This window comes from Oceanobacillus sp. GQ8 (genome assembly GCF_059758495.1).
This window is the reverse complement of sequence record NZ_JCAXEV010000001.1, coordinates 736,872-759,080: the sequence shown is the minus strand read 5'-3', so window position 1 is coordinate 759,080 and position 22,209 is coordinate 736,872. Positions and strand designations below refer to the sequence as shown.

Below are 22,209 nucleotides of genomic sequence, written 5' to 3'. Positions count from 1 at the left end.
TATAAATACTGATCCGTGAATGATGGAGGGGTGAAATAATGAAAGGTCAATTTATGACAGATCAGGGACTGGTCAGAAGCCATAATGAGGATGCAGGCGGCGTGTTTTATAATAAGCATGATCAGTTGCTTGCAGTCATAGCTGATGGGATGGGCGGTCACCAGGCAGGCGATGTTGCCAGTCGGATGGCCACATCTTTAATGGAGACCGAGTGGCTGGAATCTGAACAACTGGACAACCCTGAAGCAGCCGAAAGTTGGCTTCGGTCAGCTGTTGAGAAGATTAATAAAAAGGTATATGAACACTCTCTTACCAAGGAAGAGTGTCAAGGCATGGGTACTACTTTTGTGGTAGCCATATGCACGGCGGATTTCATCACCGTTTCAAATATTGGGGATAGTCGATGCTACATGCTTAGTGAGGGTGGGTTCAAGCAAATAACGGTGGATCATTCTCTTGTTAATGAACTTGTGCGTTCTGGACAAATTTCTAAGGATGATGCCGAACAGCATCCGAGAAAAAATGTTCTACTAAAAGCTTTAGGTACGGAGCAGTCTGTCATCCCAGAGATTATTTCACTAGGATGGGAAGTGGGGAATAGACTCCTTTTGTGTTCAGATGGATTATCTAATAAGGTCACAGACGAAGAGCTACATCGATATATTCTCGCTGAGGATGATATCGAACAAATAGAGAATGAAATGATCCGTTTAGCGAACGCCAGAGGTGGAGAAGACAATATCTCCGTCATTGTTGTAATGTACGATTCACCTGAGAAAGATGGTGATCGTTAATGTTAAGAAGAGGACATTTATTAAATGAACGTTATGAAATAATCGACACTATCGGTGGTGGCGGTATGGCAAACGTTTATTTAGCAAGAGATAAAATTCTTGAACGTGACGTGGCCATTAAAGTGCTCCGAATGGAATACGTAAACGACCAGGAATTTATTGCACGTTTTGATCGAGAAGCACAGTCAGCAACAAGTCTATCCCATCCGAATATCGTCAATATTTTTGACGTTGGGGAAGAGGACGATATTCTTTATATGGTGATGGAATATGTAGACGGAATGACTTTAAAGGAGTATGTGCAGCGATATGGGCCACTTGCTGTTCAGGAAGCATTAGATATTTTGAAGCAAATTACTGCAGCAATCGCCCATGCTCATGCCAATGATATTGTGCATCGAGATATAAAGCCTCAAAATATACTTATTGATACATATGGACAAGTAAAAGTAACTGATTTTGGAATTGCCATTGCTTTAAGTGCTACATCACTCACACAAACAAATTCTATTCTCGGTTCTGTACATTATCTTTCACCAGAGCAGGCAAGAGGAGGAATGGCAACAAAGAAATCAGATATTTACTCTATTGGTATTGTTTTATTTGAGTTGCTTACAGGTAGGCTTCCTTTCTCAGGCCAATCTCCTGTTTCTATTGCCTTAAAACACTTACAAAGCGATACGCCATCTGTTCGAAGGTTTAACCAAGACGTACCGCAAAGCGTGGAAAATATCGTATTGAAGGCAACCGCAAAGGATCCTTTTCATCGTTATGACACAGTCTATGAAATGGAAGAAGCACTTGAAACAGCGTTACATCCAAGTAAATTAAATGAAGCGATATATAAGCCACCTGTAGAAGCAGGGGAAGAGACGAAGGCTATCCCGATTATAACGGATAATCAGCTACATGACTCAAGTCAAGATACTATTGTCCACCAAACAAATAATATGACAAAAAATTATGCTGCAGAAGATAAAGCTGAGACTACTAATAAACCTGATAAAAAGAAAAAAGGAAAAAAGAATAAAAAAGACAAACCGAAGAAAAAGAAAAAATGGTTTATCATTTTACTTGTCCTATTTTTCTTAATGGTAGCTGGAGTGGCTGCACTCTTTCTTATTCCTGGATGGCTACAGCCTGCAGATGTAAAAGTTCCGGATGTTGCAGGTTTGGAGTATGAAGAGGCTGTAGATGAACTTGAAAAGGCAAATTTGACTACGAAGCGAGAATACACAACTTCCGAAGATGTGGATGAAGGCTTTGTTATTGAAACAGAGCCAAAAGCGAATAGAACGGTAAAGGAAGAGTCTACGGTTACGATTCTAGTAAGTGAAGGGAAAGAGAAAGAAGTTTTTGAGGACTATGTAGGTAGAGACTACAGTCAGGTGAAACGAATGCTAGAAGATGATTACAGTGAGGTTATCTCTTATGAGAAACATTCCGACCGTCCTGTTGGAGAGATCATTACGCAAATACAACCAGCTCCAGATAGTGAGGTAGTACCTGGAGAAACAAAGGTTATCTTTGAGGTTAGTGATGGACCAGAATTGGTAGAGATTAGCAATTTATCTGGTATGACAGAAGGAGAAGCGAGTGCTTATTTAGAGGAAAATAATCTAAAAATGAATAAAGTTGAAGAGAACTCCGAAGACATACCTGAAGGGGAAGTTATTCGACAGGATCCTTCGGCAAACTCTGAAGTAGAGCCGGGTTCTACGGTAAATGTATATATTTCCACTGGACCTGTAGAGAAGCCCCCAGTTACCCATCGTATAACGTTTACAGTTCCGTATAGCGTGGAAGCAGAGCAGGAAGAAGGGGAAGAACCAGTAGAGCAAACGGTACAAATTTATATTGATGACATGGAAAACGACTTGTCAGAAGTGTACAAAGAAGAAACTATTACAGCTGATCAGGAATTTACGTTTACACTGGTCATTGCTCCTGATGATGAAGCAGAATACTTAATAAAACGGGACGATGAAGTGGTTACAAATAAAACGGTTTCGTATGAAGAAGGTGACTAAATGTCAGAAGGAAGAATTATTAAAGCCTTAAGTGGTTTCTATTATGTGAAAGTAGAAAATGGCGAAGTAATACAGTGTCGCGGCAGGGGGGTTTTTCGAAAAAGGAAAATCACCCCTCTGGTTGGGGACTTTGTAGAATTTGAAGCCGATTCACCTGATGAAGGTTATATCATTGAGATCAAACCAAGAGAAAACGAATTAGTCAGACCACCTATAGCGAATATTGATCAGGCTATTATTGTAAATTCTGCCATTCAACCTGATTTTAGCACTACCCTTTTGGACCGATTTCTTGTGTTAATAGAGGCAAAGCATATAGAGCCAATTATCTTTATTTCAAAAATGGATTTGATTTCACCTGAAAAACAGAAGACAATCGAAGGTTATCGGAATGACTATGAAAGAATTGGTTATAAGGTAGAACTAGTTTCCTCCAAGGCGAGCGGCGGAGTGTTACCGCTTAAAGACTATTTTTCTGAAGGTGTCACAGTGTTTGCTGGACAATCAGGTGTAGGAAAGTCATCTATTCTCAATGCACTAAAACCCTCGTTGCTATTAAAAACCGCTGCGATATCCGAGAGCCTTGGTAGGGGCAAGCATACGACAAGGCATGTAGAACTGGTTCAGGTGAACAATGGACTGGTAGCTGACACGCCAGGATTTAGTGCACTTGATTTTCAGGAAATTGAGGCAGAGGACCTTAGTGACTGTTTTCCCGAAATGCGCTCAAGGAAAGGTTCATGTAAGTTCCGTGGTTGCATGCATCATAAGGAGCCAAGATGCGCGGTAAAAGACGGTGTGGAAAACGGGGAAGTTAGCTCGTATCGGTACGAGCATTATCTTACTTTTTTAGAAGAAATTCAATCGAGAAAGCCGAGGTATTAGTATGGTAAAGATTGCACCATCAATCCTCTCAGCTGATTTTGCCAAACTGGGAGAAGAGATAAAAGAAGTAGAAAATGGAGGAGCGGATTATATTCATGTGGATGTGATGGATGGCCATTATGTTCCAAATATTACTATTGGCCCACTAATTGTAGAGGCTATAAGACCCGTGACATCCCTCCCGCTTGATGTCCATCTTATGATAGAGAATCCAGACAGCTATATACCAGCATTTGCTAATGCTGGCGCGGATATCATTACAATCCACCAAGAGGCAAGTCAACACTTACACCGTTCTATCCAACTCATTAAAGACAATGGTGTAAAAGCAGGTGTAGTGATAAATCCTGCTACGCCTGTCGAAATGCTTTATCCGATTTTGCCAGAAGTAGACCTGGTTTTACTTATGTCAGTTAACCCTGGGTTTGGTGGCCAGTCCTTTATTTCGTCTACCGTTGAGCGAATTAAACAGGTAGCCGATTTTAGAAAAACACATAACCTATCGTTTGAAATAGAGGTGGATGGTGGGATTAATGCCATCACAGCAAAACAATGTACAGATGTCGGAGCTGATGTGTTGGTTGCTGGCAGTGCAGTTTTTAATCCTACTAATCGACATGAAGCCATCTTAGAAATTAAAGATGCCGTGAAGGGATAAGAGAATGACAGCAATTGGAATTATTGGGAATGGACCTCAGAATTATCCGGATTTCGCGCCATTCAAGGAAGAAATTGATTTTTGGATTGCCGCTGATAGAGGCGCTTTGGCTTTACTGGAACATAATATTCCGATAGATCTAGCGGTCGGAGATTTTGATTCTATTACAGTAGCCGAAAAAGAGCATGTCCGACTACATGCGAAGCAATTTGAGGAATATCCGGCGGAGAAGGATGAAACAGACCTAGAAATTGCACTTCTCAAGGCGTTGGAAAAGCTTCCTGAACATCTCTATCTTTTCGGAGTGACAGGAGGCCGTCTGGATCATGAGATGATTAACATCCAGTTACTGCATACCATTACTGAAAGTGGCGTGCATGGCATGATTGTCGATCAATCCAATTTGGTGGAATTATATAAACCTGGCAAATATACCGTAGAAGACAGTGCGTTATACGCTAATATTTCGTTTATCCCTTTCTCTCCAACAATTAAAGGGTTGACGTTAAATGGCTTCTATTATCCCTTATCAGATAAAACGGTAGCATGGGGGTCCACCCTATGTATTTCAAACAGACTTATTAGAAATATTGGTACTTTTTCTTTTACAGAAGGCATACTATTACTAATAAAGAGTCGTGATACGATTCAAAGGTAAGCTGTGCATGTAGAAGAGGAGGGCGAACTCATGAAATTTTATACTATTAAGCTCCCAAGATTTATCGGTGGTTTTGTCAAAGTGGTTATTGGTGTGTTCAAAAAGGATAAGTAAAACATTTTAGCTTTTGTCAGTAGATTGACAGAAGCTGATTTTTTTGCACGCTAGTAAACCATGAAAATAGTCTGTTTACTACTGTAAAAAAGGTACTGGATGTTTTAGACAAATGGCTCAAAGCACTAAGTGTACCCTTTATGCTTTGATTCTTGTTGGATGTATTTGCAAGGACATGCTGTCATCTACAGAAAACTAGTATTATAGCAATAAAAAAACACCCTGTTAATAGGGTGTTTTTTCTATCGTACAATTCCAGTTCTGTATGACACGTAAGTTATACGCGCTCTACTTTACCTGATTTAAGTGCGCGTGCAGATACGTAAACTTTTTTAGGTTTTCCGTCTACCATGATACGTACTTTTTGTACATTAGCTTTCCAATTTCGCTTGTTGGAATTCATAGCGTGAGAACGTTGGTTTCCACTGCGTGTCTGGCGTCCAGTTACAACACATTTTCTAGCCATGCAAATCCCTCCTTACTGTTTACATGTGTCATTTCATACTTATACAATTTACCATAAGTCACGAGAGAATGCAATTATTGTTTTACATTTATATAAAGAATAATCACTTGACAGATTAGCGTAATTCGTCCATTGTTATAGAGGACATTTTTACATATTATGAACTCTGCTTTTAAAATGATTCGGCATGTAGTAGAATATGCTTATATAATTGTGCAGGTATTAAAGGAGGATTATGTTATGTCCATAGAGCTTAATACAAATGATGGTCATGTAACCATAACAAATGAAGTTATTTCTACAATCGCCGGTGGCGCTGCAATAGAGTGTTACGGAATTGTTGGGATGGCCTCTAAAAGTCAAATTAGAGATGGTATCGCAGAAATACTTCGAAAAGAGAACTTTTCTAAAGGTGTAGTAGTTCGCCAGGAAAATGAAAGACTGGATATAGATATGTATATTATTGTCAGCTATGGAACAAAAATCTCAGTCGTAGCGCATAATGTACAATCACAGGTGAAGTATACACTTAGTCAATCACTTGGTTTAGCGATTGATTCTGTTAACATCTTCGTACAAGGTGTACGGGTTGCACAAGATTAAAAAAACAAATTAAAAAATTCGAAAAGCTAGCATCGAACAATTGCGTATGATTTGTGTTTCGCCAGCGCTTCAAGCAGATTTTAGCACTTACTGACCTTCCATGTTGCAATAGAAGTGTCAGAACGCTCGTTAGCGCTCACGCTTTTGTTTCAAGAGGAGGAAGTATAGTGGCAATAAAAAATTTGGATGGCATTACTTTTGCTCAAATGGTATTGGCCGGAGCGCACCATTTATCAAATAATGCACAAAAGATAGATGCATTAAATGTATTTCCAGTACCAGATGGGGATACTGGTACCAACATGAACTTATCAATGAGCTCTGGGGCAGCTGAGGTAAAGAAGCAAAACAGTGAAAACATTTCTGAGGTTGCTAATTCTTTTGCAAAAGGCTTGTTAATGGGGGCAAGAGGTAATTCAGGTGTTATTCTATCCCAAATATTCCGTGGTTTTTCCAAAGGAATGGAGAAAAAGGAAACCGTTACAACAAAGGACCTTGCAAAGGCTTTTGATACTGGGGTTTCTACAGCTTATAAAGCAGTAATGAAGCCAGTAGAGGGTACTATTCTTACTGTCGCAAAAGATGCAGCAAAACAAGCTGTTAAGGTGGCAGAAAAGGAAGAGGATATTATCCAATTAATGGAGAGTGTTATAACAGAAGCGAAGGCCTCTTTGAAACGCACACCAGATCTGTTGCCTGTTTTAAAAGAAGTTGGGGTTGTTGATTCAGGTGGACAGGGCTTGGTTACGGTTTATGAAGGTTTCCTTTCTGTACTAAAGGGTGAGGAGCTGCCTGAGCATATTACTGAAATTGAAATGGACGATATGGTTAATGCAGAGCACCATAAGATCACGCAGGACTTTATGGATACATCTGATATTGAATTTGGTTACTGTACAGAATTTATGGTTAAATTTGAAGATGAAAAACAACCATTTAATGAAGAGGATTTCCGTAATGAGCTAAGTAAGCATGGAGATTCACTCCTTGTTGTTTCCGATGATGAAATCGTAAAAGTGCATATCCATGCGGAATATCCAGGTACATGTATGACGCTTGGTCAGCGGTATGGTAGCTTAATTAATATGAAAATCGAAAACATGAGAGAGCAACACACAGCAATTGTTGGAAACAAGACCTCCGAGCCTAGAGAGAAGAAACTAACAGAGTATGGAATTGTAACAGTTGCAATGGGCGAAGGAATAAAGACGCTACTTGAAAGTTTAGGCGCAACCGTTGTAATTGAAGGCGGACAAACTATGAATCCAAGCACACAGGACATAGCAAACGCTATTAAGGAAACAAACGCTAAAAATGTGCTTGTCCTTCCAAATAATAAAAACATCTTAATGGCAGCAGATCAGGCTGCTGAACTAGCTGACGTGGATGTTCGTGTTGTCCCAACCAAAACAATTCCGCAGGGGATCAGTGCAATGCTTGCATTTCATCCTGAATCGGATATTGATGGGAATAAAGAGGCAATGGATGAAGCTAGAAGCCATGTAAAAACAGGACAGGTTACCTATGCAGTTCGCGATACGCAAATAGATGGTATCACGATCGAGAATGGCAACTTCATGGGTATTCTTGATGGTAAAATTAAAGCTACACATAAAGATAAAACGGAAGCAGTGAAATTACTTTTAGAGGAAATGATCTCAGAAGACGACGAAATTCTCACCATTCTACAAGGTGAAGATGTGGCAGGTCAGGACGTAGAAGAACTGACAAGTTATGTGGAAGAAAAATATGAAGACATTGAGATTGAAGTACACAAAGGTAACCAACCAATATACTCTTACATTTTCTCAGTCGAATAAATAATATAAAAAAATCGCTCCTCTTCCAAACGGAATTTGAGCGATTTTTTTAGTTGAAATGTTTTATGAACAAAAATAAAACACATCACAATTTTAATTATAAATGCCACAGCTATGAAAAATATCTTGTTTATCCCGGTGTAATCGTCCGTAAGACTCCCACTTCAAAACATTAAGTGAAAACGTGATGTTTAAGTGGGAGTAAACGGACGCTAACACCCCGATTCGTTCAACTAACAATCAGTGGGGGGAGAACGAAAACCCCCCACTGATTGAAGTTTCACTTTATATCCCCATAATTTTCATGACGAAGTCAAACAGGAATAGAGCTGCTATAATAATTAAAGGAATCGAAAGTTCTTTTGGTTTGCCAGTCGCTATTTTTACAATAGGATATGCGATAAAACCAAAAGCCATACCATCTGCTATGCTGTAGGAGAACGGAATCATCGCTACAATAAGTAGTGCTGGGAGGCTTTCGGACAAATCACTTACACGTATGTGTCGAATGTTTTGTACCATTAGAAAACCGACAATAATTAAAATCGGGCTTAAAGCAGAATTTGGTATCATTGTGATAAAAGGAATTAAGAACAATGTTGCCAAAAACAACAGACCTGCTGTTATTGCTGCTATTCCTGCTCTTCCCTTCGAAGCAATGACAGCTGCATTTTCAGCAGCCGAAACTGTTGGTGAAGTCCCTAGAAAAGCAGAAGCTACCGTAGAGAAGGCTGTTGCCTTGTATGCTTTGTCGTATGCCTTTTCCTTATCAAGCATTTGTAGCTGCCCGTTTAGTAATCCCATATTTTCAAATATGAGAATGATTGCTAAAGGAAAAACTGCCAGCCAGAAACTCATATCCCCGATTGCTGAAAAGGATGGTAAGAAAATAACTTCTTTCGGATCCACATGAAGCGCATTGCTTCCATTTTCCAAGACTCCAAAAAGTGAAGCGAGGATAGTGCCAGCAATCATAGTTACAAGAAAGTTTGCAGGTACATTTCGGACGAAAAGAAAAATAGCCAGAAATAACGTAAGCAAACTAACAAGAACTGTTGGTGAGGTGAAATCGCCAAACGCTAGAATAGTGTTTTGACCATTGACCACAAGTCCACTTTTCTCTAAGCCAATTAGAATTAAGAAAAAACCAAGCCCAACAGTGATGCCATGCTTTAAGGAATCTGGTATTGCTTCTTTGAGAAGTATTCCCATTCGGCTGAAAGCTGTAAGCAGAAATAACAAGCCAGCAACAAGCACAACAGCTAATCCTTCTTCAAATGTAAGGTTGGTTCCTTCGACAATAGAGTAGGCAAATAAAGCATTAATTCCCATTCCTGGTATCAGGATCAAAGGAACACCTGCATACAGTCCCATTAACATGGTTCCTAAAAAACTAACGAGAATAGTGGCAATCATACCAGCTTCCAGAGAAACTCCAGCCTCATTTAGAATGGAGCCATTTACTACGACAATATATACCGTGGTTAAATATCCAATTAACCCAGCAACAATTTCTGTACGAAGATTAAGTTTCCCTTTTTTATCTGGTCTTTCATTCGAAAAAGCCATGATATCTCCTCATCGTACTTACATCCCTCTCCCACCCGATTATGGCAAGGAAGATGAGTACCTGCTGAAGTTCCCTTCAACCAATTACTCTGTCGTACTTTGCCTGTAATCCACAAATGATTATTCTACACTTTTTTGTTATAATTTACAATAGAACGATAACCTATACGTTAAAATGGCGGTGAGATAATGAAATATAATTCAGTCTTTGATATTATTGGTCCGGTGATGATTGGGCCGTCTAGTTCACATACAGCAGGTGCAGCTCGCATTGGGAAAGCTGCCCGAAACCTATTTGGTCAAGAGCCAACATGGGCAAAAATACATCTCTATGAGTCTTTTGCCAAGACTTATAAGGGTCACGGCACAGACTTTGCGCTTGTAGGCGGATTACTTGGCTATGAAGCCGACGATAAAAGGATTAGTAAATCACTAGAAACAGCGAAGGAACGGAATATAACTGTTGAATTCATCGAAGATAGTGCTGCAGTTAGTCATCCCAATACAGCTAGATTAATTATTGGGAATGCATCTGGATCACTTGAACTTGTCGGTATATCAATTGGTGGAGGTAAAGTGGAGATTACGGAGCTAAATGGGTTTGATTTGAGGCTATCAGGAAATCATCCAGCTATCTTGATTATGCATAATGATCGATTTGGTGCCATAGCCTCTGTTACAAGGATATTAGCTAAATACGAAATAAATATTGGGCATATGGAAGTTAACCGGAAAGATGTGGGTAAGGAAGCATTAATGGTAATTGAAGTAGACCAAAATGTGGAGGATGCCGTTCTGAAGGAATTAGAAAGCGCTGATCATATAGTAAGAATAGCAAAAATTGACAGCTAGTTCTGTCGAGAAGGAGGGATCCACGTGTTTCGAACAGTAAAGGAATTAGTGGAGATAGCTGAAACGGAAGAAATACAATTGTCCGAAGTCATGATAAGACAGGAAATGGACGTGAAAAATAAATCCCGTGAAGAAATATATGAAGAAATGGAAAGAAATCTTCAGGTAATGGAAAAGGCGATTGAGGATGCGTTGCAAGGGGTTCAGTCGGTTACGGGCCTTACAGGCGGGGATGCGGTCTTAATTCAAAAGTATATGAAAGAAAAAAATCCGCTTTCAGGAAATTTAATGCTTGATGCAGTAAGTAAAGCGATGGGCACAAATGAAGTAAATGCAGCCATGGGTACAATTTGCGCTACACCGACTGCAGGTAGTGCGGGCTGTGTACCAGGCGCGCTTTTTGCTGTAAAAGAGCAGCTAAACCCGACTCGCGAACAAATGATTCGCTTTCTATTTACAGCAGGGGCATTTGGCTTTGTAGTTGCAAATAACGCTTTTATTTCAGGAGCTGCAGGAGGATGCCAAGCAGAGGTGGGATCTGCTGGCGCGATGGCAGCAGCAGCTATAGTTGAAATGGCTGGCGGTACTCCACAGCAATCTTCTGATGCTTTTGCAATGACGCTGAAAAATATGTTGGGCTTGGTTTGTGATCCTGTTGCAGGATTGGTTGAGGTTCCTTGTGTTAAACGTAATGCTGCAGGCTCCTCCTTGGCAATTGTTTCGGCGGATATGGCCTTAGCCGGTGTAACAAGTCGTATTCCGTGTGATGAAGTAATAGGTGCCATGTACCGAATTGGAAAGCAAATGCCTTCTAGTTTAAGAGAAACAGGGGAAGGCGGGTTAGCGGATACGCCGACTGGCCGGTTATTAAAAGAAAAAATATTTGGTATGTCTGTATAGGAAGTGTTAGTCATATGCTGAATGAATCAATAGAAACTTTAAAAGGTGTCGGTGAGAAGTATGCCGAGTCACTGGCATCTCTAGATATAAAAACAATTGAGGATTTGATGTATTATTTTCCATACCGTTTTGATGTGTTTGAAGTTAAGCCGCTTGCTGAACTGATACATGATGACAAGGTAACAATTGAGGGTAGGGTAGTACATGATCCTTCCCTCTCTTTCTTTGGGAAAAAGAAATCGCGATTATCCTTTACACTAGAGGTAGAAAATATAGCTGTCAAAGCGGTCATGTTTAATCGTGCCTTTGCCAAAAAACAGATTAATGCAGGGGATACGGTTACATTGGTGGGAAAATGGGATGCACATCGCCTACAAATAACCGTAAGTCAATATAAAAAAGGACCGGCAGCTTCACAAGAAGAAATCCAACCGGTTTACGCTGTGAAGGGTGACATTACGCCTTTTCGCTTGAAAAAAACAGTGAAAACAGCACTAGAAGCTTACGGAGATCAGTTGGATGAAATATTGCCAGAAAACTATTTAAACGCGTATAAGCTTCCGGATAGAAAACAAGCTGTTACCTCCATGCATTTCCCTGCCAACAGATTGGCTCTTAAACATGCGCGTAGGAGGTTTATATACGAAGAATTTCTACTCTTTCAACTTAAAATGCAACTCTTACGAAAATGGAAAAGAGAAGCAACGGATGGAAATGCACAGCAATATGACAAACAACAGGTGGAAGATTTTATTGGTTCGTTCCCATTTCCCTTAACAAATGCACAACAAAAGGCATTGGGGCAAATCTTAAACGATATGCGTTCACCATATCGGATGAGTCGTATGCTGCAAGGAGATGTAGGTTCAGGTAAAACGGCTGTTGCCGCAATCTGCTTACTGGCATCGATTACAGCAGGAAAACAAGGCGCTTTAATGGTGCCAACGGAAATTTTAGCAGAGCAGCATTATCAATCTTTATCTGATTTGTTTGGGGAGCGTGCAAACATCACCTTATTAACTGGTTCTGTAAAAGGGAAAAAGCGAAAAGAAGTATTACAGGCTATTGCAGAGAAAAAGGTGGATATTGTGATCGGCACGCACGCTCTTATTCAGGAAGAGGTCACATATCACAACCTAGGTTTTGTCATAGTTGATGAGCAGCACCGATTTGGAGTAGCACAACGACGAATGTTAAGAGAAAAGGGCCTTTACCCTGATGTGTTGTTTATGACGGCAACGCCGATCCCTCGTACACTTGCTATCACAGCATTTGGTGATATGGATGTATCCGTTATCGATGAAATGCCTGTAGGAAGAAAAGAAATTGAGACTTATTGGACGAAAGAAAATACGTTAGACAGGGTGCTTCGCTTTATTGAAAAGCAAGTAGCAGCAGGAGAGCAAGCTTATGTCATTTGTCCGCTAATTGAAGAATCGGACAAGCTAGACATTCAAAACGCTGTAGAATTACATCAACAACTTGAAACATTTTATCCTCCTGAGGTGAAGGTAGGTTTGATGCATGGACGCTTACATACAGAAGAAAAAGATGACGTCATGCAACAGTTTTCAAAAAATGAAATTCAGATTCTTGTCTCTACAACAGTTGTTGAGGTAGGTGTAAATGTTCCCAATGCTACCATTATGGTAATTTATGATGCGGAACGTTTTGGGCTTTCCCAATTACACCAATTACGAGGTAGAGTCGGTCGAGGTGATAAGCAGAGTTATTGTATTTTAATTGCTGATCCAAAGGGTGAAGTAGGAAAAGAACGTATGCGTATTATGACAGAAACTACGAATGGATTTGAGCTATCGGAAGAGGACTTGAAATTAAGAGGGCCAGGAGATTTCTTTGGTAGGAAACAAAGTGGGATGCCGGAATTTAAAGTTGCTGATATGGTCCATGACTATCGCGCCTTAGAAACTGCCCGAAATGACGCTCAGGAAATTATCGAGAAAGGAATGCTGGATACAAATCCTGCTTTTTCTGCGCTGAAAAGTATGCTGGAAAAGGACGCTGCACTCACGGATAAATTAGATTAGATCCTTGCATAAATGTACAAGGTATTATATATTACTATTAGGACCAAGTCTTAATATGTAGTTTCTACGTAATTAATTCGATGTGGACGGTGTATCAATGCGAAGAACGAAAACAGAACGCCAGCTGATGCTGAAAGAAACAATTGAACAAACACCTTTTATCACAGATGAAGAGCTATCAAGGAAATTTTCTGTTAGTATCCAAACAATTAGGCTGGATAGATTGGAGTTATCGATTCCCGAACTGCGCCAGCGTATAAAGTCGGTTGCGACAGATCAGTGGAATGAAACGGTAAAAGCTCTACCGCTAGAGGAAGTCATTGGTGAGGTTATTGACCTTGAACTAGATCAACGGGCTATCTCTATCTTGGATATTAGCAGTGATCTTGTATTTTCAAGGAATAAAATAGCACGGGGACATCATTTGTTTGCCCAAGCTAATTCACTTGCTGTTGCGGTTATCAATGATGAACTTGCACTAACTGTTAAAACTGAGCTTAAATTCATTCGTCAGGTCAAACAGGGAGAACGGGTGATAGCCAAGGCTACGGTAGAAGGAAAAGATGATAGTGGCAAGTCAATTGTTCACGTTAACAGCTTTGTAGAAAACGAACTGGTTTTTACAGGTGTATTCCATATGTACCAAACTAGTGGACACAAAGGAGAACAAGATGATGAGATTAGCAATTGATGCAATGGGTGGAGATCATGCACCAGAAGAAATCGTACGTGGTGCTATCGAAGCAGTTTCCGAAATTGACAATTTGCATATCACGTTATATGGTGATAAAGCAAAAATTAACCAATACTTATCTACGAACGAAAATATTGATGTTGTACATACAACCGAAGTTATAACAAGCGATGATGAACCAGTAAGGGCAGTACGTAAGAAAAAAGATGCTTCTTTAGTGGTAATGGCCAAAGCAGTAAAGCAAAACCAAGCAGATGCGTGTATCTCTGCGGGCAATACTGGTGCCTTAATGAGTGCAGGTTTATTTGTCATTGGTAGAATCCCGGGGATTGAACGACCGGCATTAAGTCCAACGCTACCAACCCTTGATGGGAAAGGATTTTTACTTTTAGATGTAGGGGCGAATGTTGATGCAAAGCCTTCACATCTTTTACAATACGCCATAATGGGCTCTGTATATGCACAGAAAGTTAGAGGGATTGCTGAACCAAAGATAGGTTTACTTAATGTTGGCACAGAGGACGGCAAAGGAAACGATCTGACAAAACGAGCTTTTTCTCTCATGAAGGAAGCACCAATTAACTTTGTTGGCAATGTAGAGGCACGTGATTTATTGTCAGGTGTAGCTGATGTTGTTGTTACGGATGGATTTAGTGGGAATGTTGCTTTAAAGACGATTGAAGGAACTGCTGAATCAATGTTTTCTATGCTTAAGCAAGTGTTTATGGGATCGCTCAAAACAAAGCTTGCAGCCGGTGTTATGAAAAAAGATTTAACTAAACTGAAAAATCAACTTGATTACTCAGAATATGGTGGAGCTGGATTGTTTGGACTGGGTGCACCTGTTATTAAAGCACATGGTTCATCCAATAGCAGAGCAATATTTAATGCAATAAAGCAAGCGTGCCATATGGTGGAATTTAATGTGACAGACACGATAAAAGAAACAATTGAAGCAATGGAAATAGATAAGGAGGATAACGTATGAAAAAAGTAGCATTTATGTTTCCGGGACAAGGGTCACAGGCTGTTGGTATGGGAAAAGATATCTTTGAAGAGTTTTCCGATGTGCAACAGTTGTACCAGGAAGCTGATCAAGTACTGAATAAAAATCTGTCCGAATTAATGTTTGAGGGACCAAAAGATGAACTAACCGAAACAGAGAACGCACAGCCTGCCCTCCTTCTATCAAGTATTGCTTTGCACTCGTTATTGCTTAAAGAAGAAATCCAGCCCGTAATGGCTGTTGGACACAGTTTAGGCGAATATAGCGCATTAGTTGCTGCGGGCGCTTTATCTATTGAAGAGGCATTGCCGTTAGTAGCCACTAGAGGTAGGTTAATGGAAGAAGCCTTTCCTAAAGGACAAGGTACAATGGCGGCGGTTTTAGGTCTTGACGAAGAGGCTATTGCTTCAACGCTTGCCAAAGTGGAAAATGAAACAGTTAATATTGCTAATCTGAATTGCCCAAGGCAAGTTGTTATCTCAGGTTCACAGGCAGGTGTAGAGCTAGCTACGTCTCTATTAAAAGAGCACGGTGCTAAACGAGTGCTTCCTCTTAATGTGAGTGGGCCATTCCATTCCACATTAATGCAACCAGCAAGTGAAGCATTTTCTAAGTACTTGGATGAAGTGAAGATCAACGATGCTTCTATCCCTGTATACGCAAATGTCTCTGCCGCACCTGTAACCGAAAGTAGGAAGATTAGAGAATTATTAATCGAACAATTATATTCCCCAGTTCGCTTTGAAGAATCTATTCGCCATATGCTTAATCAAGAGGTCGATGCATTTGTTGAAGTAGGAAATGGTAAGGTGCTAAGTGGTCTTGTGAAAAAAATTGATAAAAGTGTTAAGACATTTGCTGTACAAGATACGGCATCCCTTCATGAATTTATTTCGTGGTATAAGGAGGAAGCATAATGTTACAAGGGAAAAATGCCTTGGTAACCGGAGCTTCGCGTGGTATTGGACGGGAAATAGCTTTGGAACTGGCAAGACAAGGAGCGAATGTTGCCGTTAATTTCTCTGGTAACGAAGCAAAAGCTCAGGAAGTCGTTGAAGAGATTAAAGCAATCGGCTGTAATGCTATTAAGGTACAAGCAGATGTAGCAAATGAAACAAGTGTTAAAGAAATGGTTAAAGAGGTAATTGGTGAGTTTGGCACCTTAGATATACTTGTCAACAATGCTGGTGTAACCAGAGATAATTTATTGATGCGTATGAAAGAAGAAGAATTTGATCAGGTTATTAACACAAATCTTAAAGGCGTATTTGTTTGTACCAAGGCGGTAACACGTCAGATGATGAAACAAAAATCTGGCCAAATCATTAATGTTTCATCCATTGTTGGAGTAAGTGGTAATCCTGGACAAGCTAACTATGTAGCTGCAAAAGCAGGCGTGATTGGCTTAACCAAAACAACCGCTAAGGAACTTGCTTCACGTAATATTCGTGTTAACGCGGTAGCTCCAGGGTTCATATCAACTGATATGACAGATGCATTGACCGAAGAACAGCAAGCAGGAATGCTAGACATGATTCCACTAGGGAAATTAGGGAAACCTGAAGAAGTGGCAAAAGTTGTTCGATTCCTTGCTTCAGAAGATGCTTCTTATATTACTGGCCAGACCATTCATATCGACGGTGGAATGGTTATGTAATAAAAGCAATAGTGACTTTCTTTGAAAGGAGGTGAAGAGAGAATGGCAGACGTGTTTGATCGTGTAAAAGCTATTATCGTAGATCGTTTAGACGTTGACGAGTCAAAAGTAACGATGGAAGCTTCATTTAAAGATGACCTAGAGGCGGATTCTTTAGATGTAGTGGAATTAGTTATGGAATTGGAAGACGAATTCGATATGGAAATCGCTGACGAAGAAGCTGAAAAAATTAATACAGTGGGTGACGCTGTAAACTACATAAACAGTTTATAGTCCCGCAAACCTAAAAATTATAAAAAAATTGAAAGTCTCGCATTTTAGCGAGACTTTCGTATATAACAACAAACTTAGGGGGTGAAAATGAATGGAAATCGCGCAATTAGAAAAAGAATTAGCTATACGGTTTGACAATCATGAGCTGATTAAACAAGCCTTTACACATTCATCTTATGTGAATGAGCATCGTAATGAAACGGTTGTAGATAACGAACGTTTGGAATTTCTGGGAGATGCTGTACTTGAACTTGGTGTATCACAGTATCTTTTTAAGGAAAATGAAGAAATGCCAGAAGGAGAAATGACAAAGCTCCGAGCAGCAATTGTATGTGAGCCATCCTTAGTAAATTTTGCGAGGGATTTAGATTTTGGTAAGTTCATTCGTCTTGGCAAAGGGGAAGAACAAACGGGTGGTAGAGAACGGCCGGCCTTATTGGCAGACGTTTTTGAAGCATTTCTGGGAGCACTTTATTTGGACAAAGGCTATTCAGAGGCATTAGCCTTTTTGGAACGTCATGTCTTTCCGAAAATCACTACAGGTGCTTTTTCGCATGCGATGGATTATAAAAGCCAGTTACAAGAGCTTGTACAACAATATAAACATCAAACGATTACGTATAGGATTATTGATGAAACAGGCCCTTCCCATGACAGGGAATTTTTAGCCGAAGTACAGATAAGTGAAAAGGTTACAGGCACAGGTAAGGGGAGAACAAAGAAAGAAGCTGAGCAAAGAGCAGCAAAGGCTGCCCTAGACAAATATCAACCATAATATAAGTAAAGCAAAGGGCCGCTCCAGGAAGAGCATCCTTACCACTTTCATACAATTTGAAAAGGCTGTGAGATTTATTTGCTCACAGCCTTAATCTGGTTTATTAGTTTTTTCTTACGGAACGTAATTCTTCAATAAACGCCTGTGCCTCTGAAGCACTTAGACGCCCTTTCTGTACAACAATTTCATACATCAGTTTCAAGTCATCATATTTATTCAAATCATAATCTTCCGGATCTAAAATTGTTCGGTTAACTACATCAAGCCGTTCTCCTAATTGTTCTAGAATGAAAGACATATTTTCTTTGTTTGGATTTTCTAAATTCATAACAACACCCCGTATAAATAATTATCTCATTTTCTTTTTATCATAACATAATTGAACACATTGAAGTACAAAGATTGCGATTATCCTATGAATGAACATTCGAACATTATCCTTTTTTTCCTTCTAAACATGTCAGTATGCTATGATTGTGGTAAAATAAATGCGGTAAAAAACTACATAATAACATGACAAGCATATAAAAGACGCTTTCGCTATTCTGGTAGTTGGCACTATAATGGGATTTTATAGTAGCCTAAAATCGATTGATAACAAAAACCAATTATATATTTTTAATAATTAACGTAATAGTGTTTTATATAAATGTACGTGTTCAATAAAGAGGACGAAAAGCCGGTAGGTAAAAAAGCAATGCTATTGGAAGCATAGAGGATAGGGAGTATGATTTTATAAACTGGTATGCTAGACATATTATATTAATATCAGTGTTTCTAAAAACCTACCCATGTACCTTTTACACGGTTTTTCAAATAGGAGAATGTATATGTATTTAAAAAGGCTGGAGAGTGTTGGCTTTAAGTCATTTGCTGAAAGAATCTCTGTGGACTTTGTTCCAGGAGTCACGGCAGTAGTAGGGCCAAACGGCAGCGGGAAAAGTAATATAACAGATGCGATTCGCTGGGTACTGGGCGAACAATCAGCTAAATCACTGCGCGGATCTAAAATGGAAGATATTATTTTTCAAGGTAGTGATTCTAGAAAGGCATTGAACGTTGCAGAGGTAACCCTTGTCCTTGATAATCAGGATCAAGCATTGCCGGTTGATTATGAGGAAGTAAGTGTTACAAGAAGGGTTTACCGATCAGGGGATAGTGAATTTTACATGAACAAACAAGCCTGTAGGTTAAAGGATATTGTTGATCTGTTTATGGATTCAGGACTTGGTAGGGAAGCCTTTTCTATCATTAGTCAGGGGAAAGTCGAAGAAATATTAAGCTCTAAGGCTGAAGAAAGACGTACTATCTTCGAAGAGGCTGCAGGAGTACTCAAGTACAAGCAAAGAAAGAAAAAAGCAGAATATAAACTGGCTGAAACACAGGAAAATCTTAATCGTGTAGAAGATATTATTTATGAAATAGAGCAACAAGTAAACCCATTAAAGGCTCAGGCTGATAAGGCAGAAAGATATGTGAGTTTAAAGGAAAAGCTAAAACAAGAAGAAATTTCCTTTCTGATTACCGAAATTGAAAACTTGCATAATGAGTGGCAAAATCTACTGGATGACGTCGAAAAAGACAAACGTATCGAGTCGGAAATGAAACGAAACATTCAGCAAAAAGAGGCTGCAATGGAGGAAGAACAACAGGCAATAAATCGGTTGGACAACAAGATTGAAGAAATGCAAGCCCAGCTTCTTTCTGCTACAGAAGAACTTGAGAAGAGTGAAGGGAAAAAGCAGCTGCTTTTTGAAAGATCGAAGCATTTTTCTGAGAATAAAGAAAAACTAGAAGCACAAAAACATGAGGCCTCTACTCGTGTTGGGACATTGCATGATCAATTGGTTGTAGAACGAAAAAGTCTACATGAACTTCAGGAATTACGCAAAGAAACGCTGAAGCGTGTTAAACAGTTAGAAAAGGATTTAACAACAAACCAAGAGGACATAGCAGAAAAAATTGAGGATTTAAAATCAGAATACATTGAGTATCTTAACAAGCAAGCAGCAAAACGAAATGAAAAACAATCGATTGCCCAACAGATGCAACAAATGAACGGCAAAAAGGATAAGCAGGATGGGAAATTCCAAGACCTTGTTAAATCACGGCAAGAACTGCTTGGCAGTTTAGAAGTATATGAAGCCGATTATCAAAAACAGGAAAAAGACGTCAAAGATCATAAAGCGGAAATAGAATCGATTAAGACAGAGCTACGAAACGCAAGAAACACGTTTCAAGAACAGCAGACAAAGCTTTATCAAGGATATCAGTATATTGAAAAATTGAAATCGAAAAAAGAAATGCTTGAGGAAATGAAGGAAGATTTCCAAGGCTTTTTCCAAGGCGTAAAAGCAGTTTTAAAAGCACGCGAAGAGAAAAGGCTACAAGATATTCACGGTGCGGTAATAGAGCTTGTTGATGTGCCTAAGAAATATATTACAGCAATGGAAACAGTATTAGGAGGGCAATCACAGCATATTGTGGTCCAGCATGACCAAGCTGCCCGCAGAGCAATCTCCTGGCTTAAACAAACAAATAATGGACGTGCTACTTTTCTCCCAATGGAGTCCATTCAAGAGCGCTTTGTTTCAAAGGATCTGTTAACAAAAATAGAGAATCATCCGGGCTTTATTGGGATAGCTTCACAGCTTGTTTCTACAGACCCTGCATATCAACGTGCTGTCAACCACTTGATGGGTCACGTTATTATTGCGGACACGTTAAAAGATGCAAATGACATTGCCCAACAGGTTATGCGTAGGTACCGTATTGTGACGTTGGAAGGTGATGTGGTAAATCCTGGAGGCTCCATGTCAGGTGGTGCACAGAAGAAGACGAACCAATCCCTTTTCTCCCGGGAACAAGATTTACAAGAAATGACAGAAAAACTAACTGCTTTCCAGGAGAAAACCATTGCATTTGAAAAGCAGGTTGCAGAACAAAAAGCAAACGTTGCAAAGCTTGAGAAGAAACTCCCTAGTAAAGAAGATGAGCTATCCCAAAAGCAGAGGCTACTGCAGGAGACACATGATCAGTTACGTGAGTTGCAATTGAAAAAGGAAACGCTAGATGACAACTTAACGATTTATGATCAAGACAAACAACAGTTTAATGAGGATACAGAGCATTTCCAACAGCGGGAAGAAAAGCTAACTGAAGAATTGACTCAGATAAAGAACGCATTAGAGAACATTCAGTCGGAAATCGATCAGTTATCAAGCAAAGAAGCCACTATGAAAGAGAATCATGGGGAGATGCAACAAGAGCTTCATGAAAAACAAGTGCTGTTAGCTGAGCAGGAAGAGCGATTGAAAAATCAGCGGGAGAAGTCAGATAGTGTTGAAAAGCAATTATCTGAAGCAAAGCAGCAGTATGACCGTTTTGCCGGCGAACTAAATGACTTGTTAGAATATGAGCTATCAGAGGAAAGCGAGCAAGAGATTGAAGTTACAATTGAACGAAAAAGTGAAGAAAAACAAAGCTTAACAGCAGATATACAAAAAGAGCGTACGGCACGTCAGAAACGTACACAATTACTTCAAGAGAAGGATAAAGAACTGAAAGAAGAGAATAATGCACATCAAGAGCAGGTAAAGCGGATAAATGAACAGGAAGTGAAGGTTAACCGAGTTGATGTTGATTTAGAAAATCGCCTTTCTCATCTCCAGACTGAATATACCATTACATTTGAAAAAGCGCAGGCATCCTATGAGAAGGCAGAAGATATGGAAGCAGCCAAAGCTAATGTACAGCAATTAAAACAGGAAATTGATCAACTGGGTACGGTAAACCTTGGAGCAATTGAAGAGTATGAACGAATTTCAGAGCGCTATTCCTTTCTAACAGATCAGCAAGCAGACCTTGTGGAAGCTAAGCAAACACTGTATGCAGTTATAGCTGAAATGGATGAGGAGATGAAAAAGCGCTTTGACGATACGTTTTCCAAAATTAAAGCAGAGTTTACCGAGGTATTCCGCCAGCTATTCGGTGGAGGCAATGCTGAATTGAAGCTAACAGATCCAAAAAATCTTTTGGATACAGGGGTAGACATTATCGCGCAACCACCTGGTAAGAAACTCCAACACCTTGGTTTATTATCTGGTGGTGAAAGAGCGTTAACTGCTATTGCTTTATTATTTGCTATTCTAAGGGTTCGTCCCGTTCCTTTCTGTGTATTGGATGAAGTAGAGGCAGCCTTGGATGAAGCAAACGTCGCCCGTTTCGCGAAATACGTGAATCATTACAGTAAGAACACGCAATTTATCGTGATTACACATCGCCAGGGTACAATGGAGGAAGCCGATGTGTTGTATGGTGTTACCATGCAGGAATCCGGTGTTTCTCGACTGGTTTCTGTCCGACTTGAAGATACGAAAGCATTAGTTAAATCATAAGGGGGTTACA

Annotated in this window: 21 protein-coding genes; 18 read left to right on the top strand and 3 right to left on the bottom strand. The window is 39.8% G+C overall.

Features of this window, described 5'->3' with window-relative positions:
- Positions 1–38: 38 nt before the first annotated feature.
- Genes AC6CHS_RS04025 through spoVM form a run of 6 tightly spaced genes read left to right on the top strand, consistent with a single transcriptional unit; the run spans position 39 to position 5,139 of the window.
- Positions 39–794, top strand: a complete 756-nt coding sequence (locus tag AC6CHS_RS04025; protein WP_498234263.1) for a Stp1/IreP family PP2C-type Ser/Thr phosphatase — start codon at positions 39–41, stop codon at positions 792–794.
- On the top strand, positions 794–2,824 hold the full coding sequence (gene pknB / locus AC6CHS_RS04020) for a Stk1 family PASTA domain-containing Ser/Thr kinase (RefSeq protein WP_498234262.1): 2,031 nt from the start codon (positions 794–796) through the stop codon (positions 2,822–2,824). The genes AC6CHS_RS04025 and pknB overlap by 1 nt, the downstream gene beginning before the upstream one ends.
- On the top strand, positions 2,825–3,709 hold the full coding sequence (rsgA, locus tag AC6CHS_RS04015; RefSeq protein WP_498234260.1) for a ribosome small subunit-dependent GTPase A: 885 nt from the start codon (positions 2,825–2,827) through the stop codon (positions 3,707–3,709).
- A gap of 1 nt (position 3,710) precedes the next feature.
- Complete coding sequence (gene rpe / locus AC6CHS_RS04010; protein WP_498234259.1) at positions 3,711–4,367, top strand: ribulose-phosphate 3-epimerase; 657 nt, start codon at positions 3,711–3,713, stop codon at positions 4,365–4,367.
- Between the two features lie 4 nt (positions 4,368–4,371).
- Positions 4,372–5,025, top strand: coding sequence for a thiamine diphosphokinase (locus tag AC6CHS_RS04005; RefSeq protein WP_498234257.1), 654 nt, complete (start codon positions 4,372–4,374; stop codon positions 5,023–5,025).
- 30 nt (positions 5,026–5,055) lie between these two features.
- Positions 5,056–5,139, top strand: coding sequence for a stage V sporulation protein SpoVM (gene spoVM, locus AC6CHS_RS04000; protein ID WP_036573131.1), 84 nt, complete (start codon positions 5,056–5,058; stop codon positions 5,137–5,139).
- A gap of 277 nt (positions 5,140–5,416) precedes the next feature.
- On the opposite strand, the gene rpmB is transcribed toward spoVM, so the two are convergent.
- A complete protein-coding gene (rpmB, locus tag AC6CHS_RS03995; protein ID WP_010649390.1) occupies positions 5,417–5,605 on the bottom strand; it encodes a 50S ribosomal protein L28 in 189 nt (62 codons plus the stop codon).
- 240 nt (positions 5,606–5,845) lie between these two features.
- Between rpmB and AC6CHS_RS03990 the strand changes: the two genes are divergently transcribed.
- Both AC6CHS_RS03990 and AC6CHS_RS03985 read left to right on the top strand, forming a co-directional pair.
- The gene (locus tag AC6CHS_RS03990) at positions 5,846–6,208 is read left to right on the top strand and encodes an Asp23/Gls24 family envelope stress response protein (protein ID WP_036573128.1); all 363 of its coding nucleotides are present in this window, start codon (positions 5,846–5,848) and stop codon (positions 6,206–6,208) included.
- 167 nt (positions 6,209–6,375) lie between these two features.
- Positions 6,376–8,028, top strand: coding sequence for a DAK2 domain-containing protein (locus tag AC6CHS_RS03985; RefSeq protein WP_498234255.1), 1,653 nt, complete (start codon positions 6,376–6,378; stop codon positions 8,026–8,028).
- Between the two features lie 285 nt (positions 8,029–8,313).
- Here the strand turns inward: AC6CHS_RS03985 and AC6CHS_RS03980 are convergent, their stop codons facing one another.
- Positions 8,314–9,597 carry an NCS2 family permease gene (locus tag AC6CHS_RS03980; RefSeq protein WP_498234253.1) on the bottom strand — a complete coding sequence of 428 codons (1,284 nt, stop codon included), beginning with the start codon at positions 9,595–9,597 and terminating at the stop codon, positions 8,314–8,316.
- Between the two features lie 189 nt (positions 9,598–9,786).
- Between AC6CHS_RS03980 and sdaAB the strand changes: the two genes are divergently transcribed.
- The 9 genes from sdaAB (at position 9,787) to rnc (ending at position 17,802) form a co-directional block, all read left to right on the top strand.
- Complete coding sequence (gene sdaAB, locus AC6CHS_RS03975; RefSeq protein WP_106896620.1) at positions 9,787–10,449, top strand: L-serine ammonia-lyase, iron-sulfur-dependent subunit beta; 663 nt, start codon at positions 9,787–9,789, stop codon at positions 10,447–10,449.
- 24 nt (positions 10,450–10,473) lie between these two features.
- A complete protein-coding gene (gene sdaAA, locus AC6CHS_RS03970) occupies positions 10,474–11,349 on the top strand; it encodes an L-serine ammonia-lyase, iron-sulfur-dependent, subunit alpha (protein ID WP_106896621.1) in 876 nt (291 codons plus the stop codon).
- 14 nt (positions 11,350–11,363) lie between these two features.
- Positions 11,364–13,397 carry an ATP-dependent DNA helicase RecG gene (recG, locus tag AC6CHS_RS03965; RefSeq protein ID WP_498234250.1) on the top strand — a complete coding sequence of 678 codons (2,034 nt, stop codon included), beginning with the start codon at positions 11,364–11,366 and terminating at the stop codon, positions 13,395–13,397.
- Positions 13,398–13,494: 97 nt separating this feature from the next.
- Positions 13,495–14,088 (top strand): transcription factor FapR, encoded by a 594-nt coding sequence (gene fapR / locus AC6CHS_RS03960; RefSeq protein WP_498234248.1) that lies wholly within the window; start codon positions 13,495–13,497, stop codon positions 14,086–14,088.
- Positions 14,072–15,079: a phosphate acyltransferase PlsX gene (plsX, locus tag AC6CHS_RS03955; RefSeq protein ID WP_498234246.1), complete on the top strand. Its 1,008-nt coding sequence runs from the start codon at positions 14,072–14,074 to the stop codon at positions 15,077–15,079. The genes fapR and plsX overlap by 17 nt, the downstream gene beginning before the upstream one ends.
- A complete protein-coding gene (gene fabD, locus AC6CHS_RS03950) occupies positions 15,076–16,014 on the top strand; it encodes an ACP S-malonyltransferase (RefSeq protein ID WP_498234245.1) in 939 nt (312 codons plus the stop codon). Before plsX ends, fabD begins: the two co-directional genes overlap by 4 nt.
- On the top strand, positions 16,014–16,754 hold the full coding sequence (gene fabG / locus AC6CHS_RS03945; RefSeq protein ID WP_498234243.1) for a 3-oxoacyl-[acyl-carrier-protein] reductase: 741 nt from the start codon (positions 16,014–16,016) through the stop codon (positions 16,752–16,754). The genes fabD and fabG overlap by 1 nt, the downstream gene beginning before the upstream one ends.
- Positions 16,755–16,796: 42 nt before the next feature.
- Positions 16,797–17,027 carry an acyl carrier protein gene (acpP, locus tag AC6CHS_RS03940; RefSeq protein ID WP_036573112.1) on the top strand — a complete coding sequence of 77 codons (231 nt, stop codon included), beginning with the start codon at positions 16,797–16,799 and terminating at the stop codon, positions 17,025–17,027.
- 91 nt (positions 17,028–17,118) lie between these two features.
- Positions 17,119–17,802 (top strand): ribonuclease III, encoded by a 684-nt coding sequence (gene rnc / locus AC6CHS_RS03935; RefSeq protein ID WP_106896627.1) that lies wholly within the window; start codon positions 17,119–17,121, stop codon positions 17,800–17,802.
- 103 nt (positions 17,803–17,905) lie between these two features.
- Here rnc and AC6CHS_RS03930 read toward each other — a convergent pair whose 3' ends face one another.
- The gene (locus AC6CHS_RS03930) at positions 17,906–18,130 is read right to left on the bottom strand and encodes a DUF1128 domain-containing protein (protein WP_498234240.1); all 225 of its coding nucleotides are present in this window, start codon (positions 18,128–18,130) and stop codon (positions 17,906–17,908) included.
- Positions 18,131–18,632: 502 nt separating this feature from the next.
- Between AC6CHS_RS03930 and smc the strand changes: the two genes are divergently transcribed.
- Positions 18,633–22,199 carry a chromosome segregation protein SMC gene (gene smc / locus AC6CHS_RS03925; protein ID WP_498234238.1) on the top strand — a complete coding sequence of 1,189 codons (3,567 nt, stop codon included), beginning with the start codon at positions 18,633–18,635 and terminating at the stop codon, positions 22,197–22,199.
- Positions 22,200–22,209: the final 10 nt, after the last annotated feature.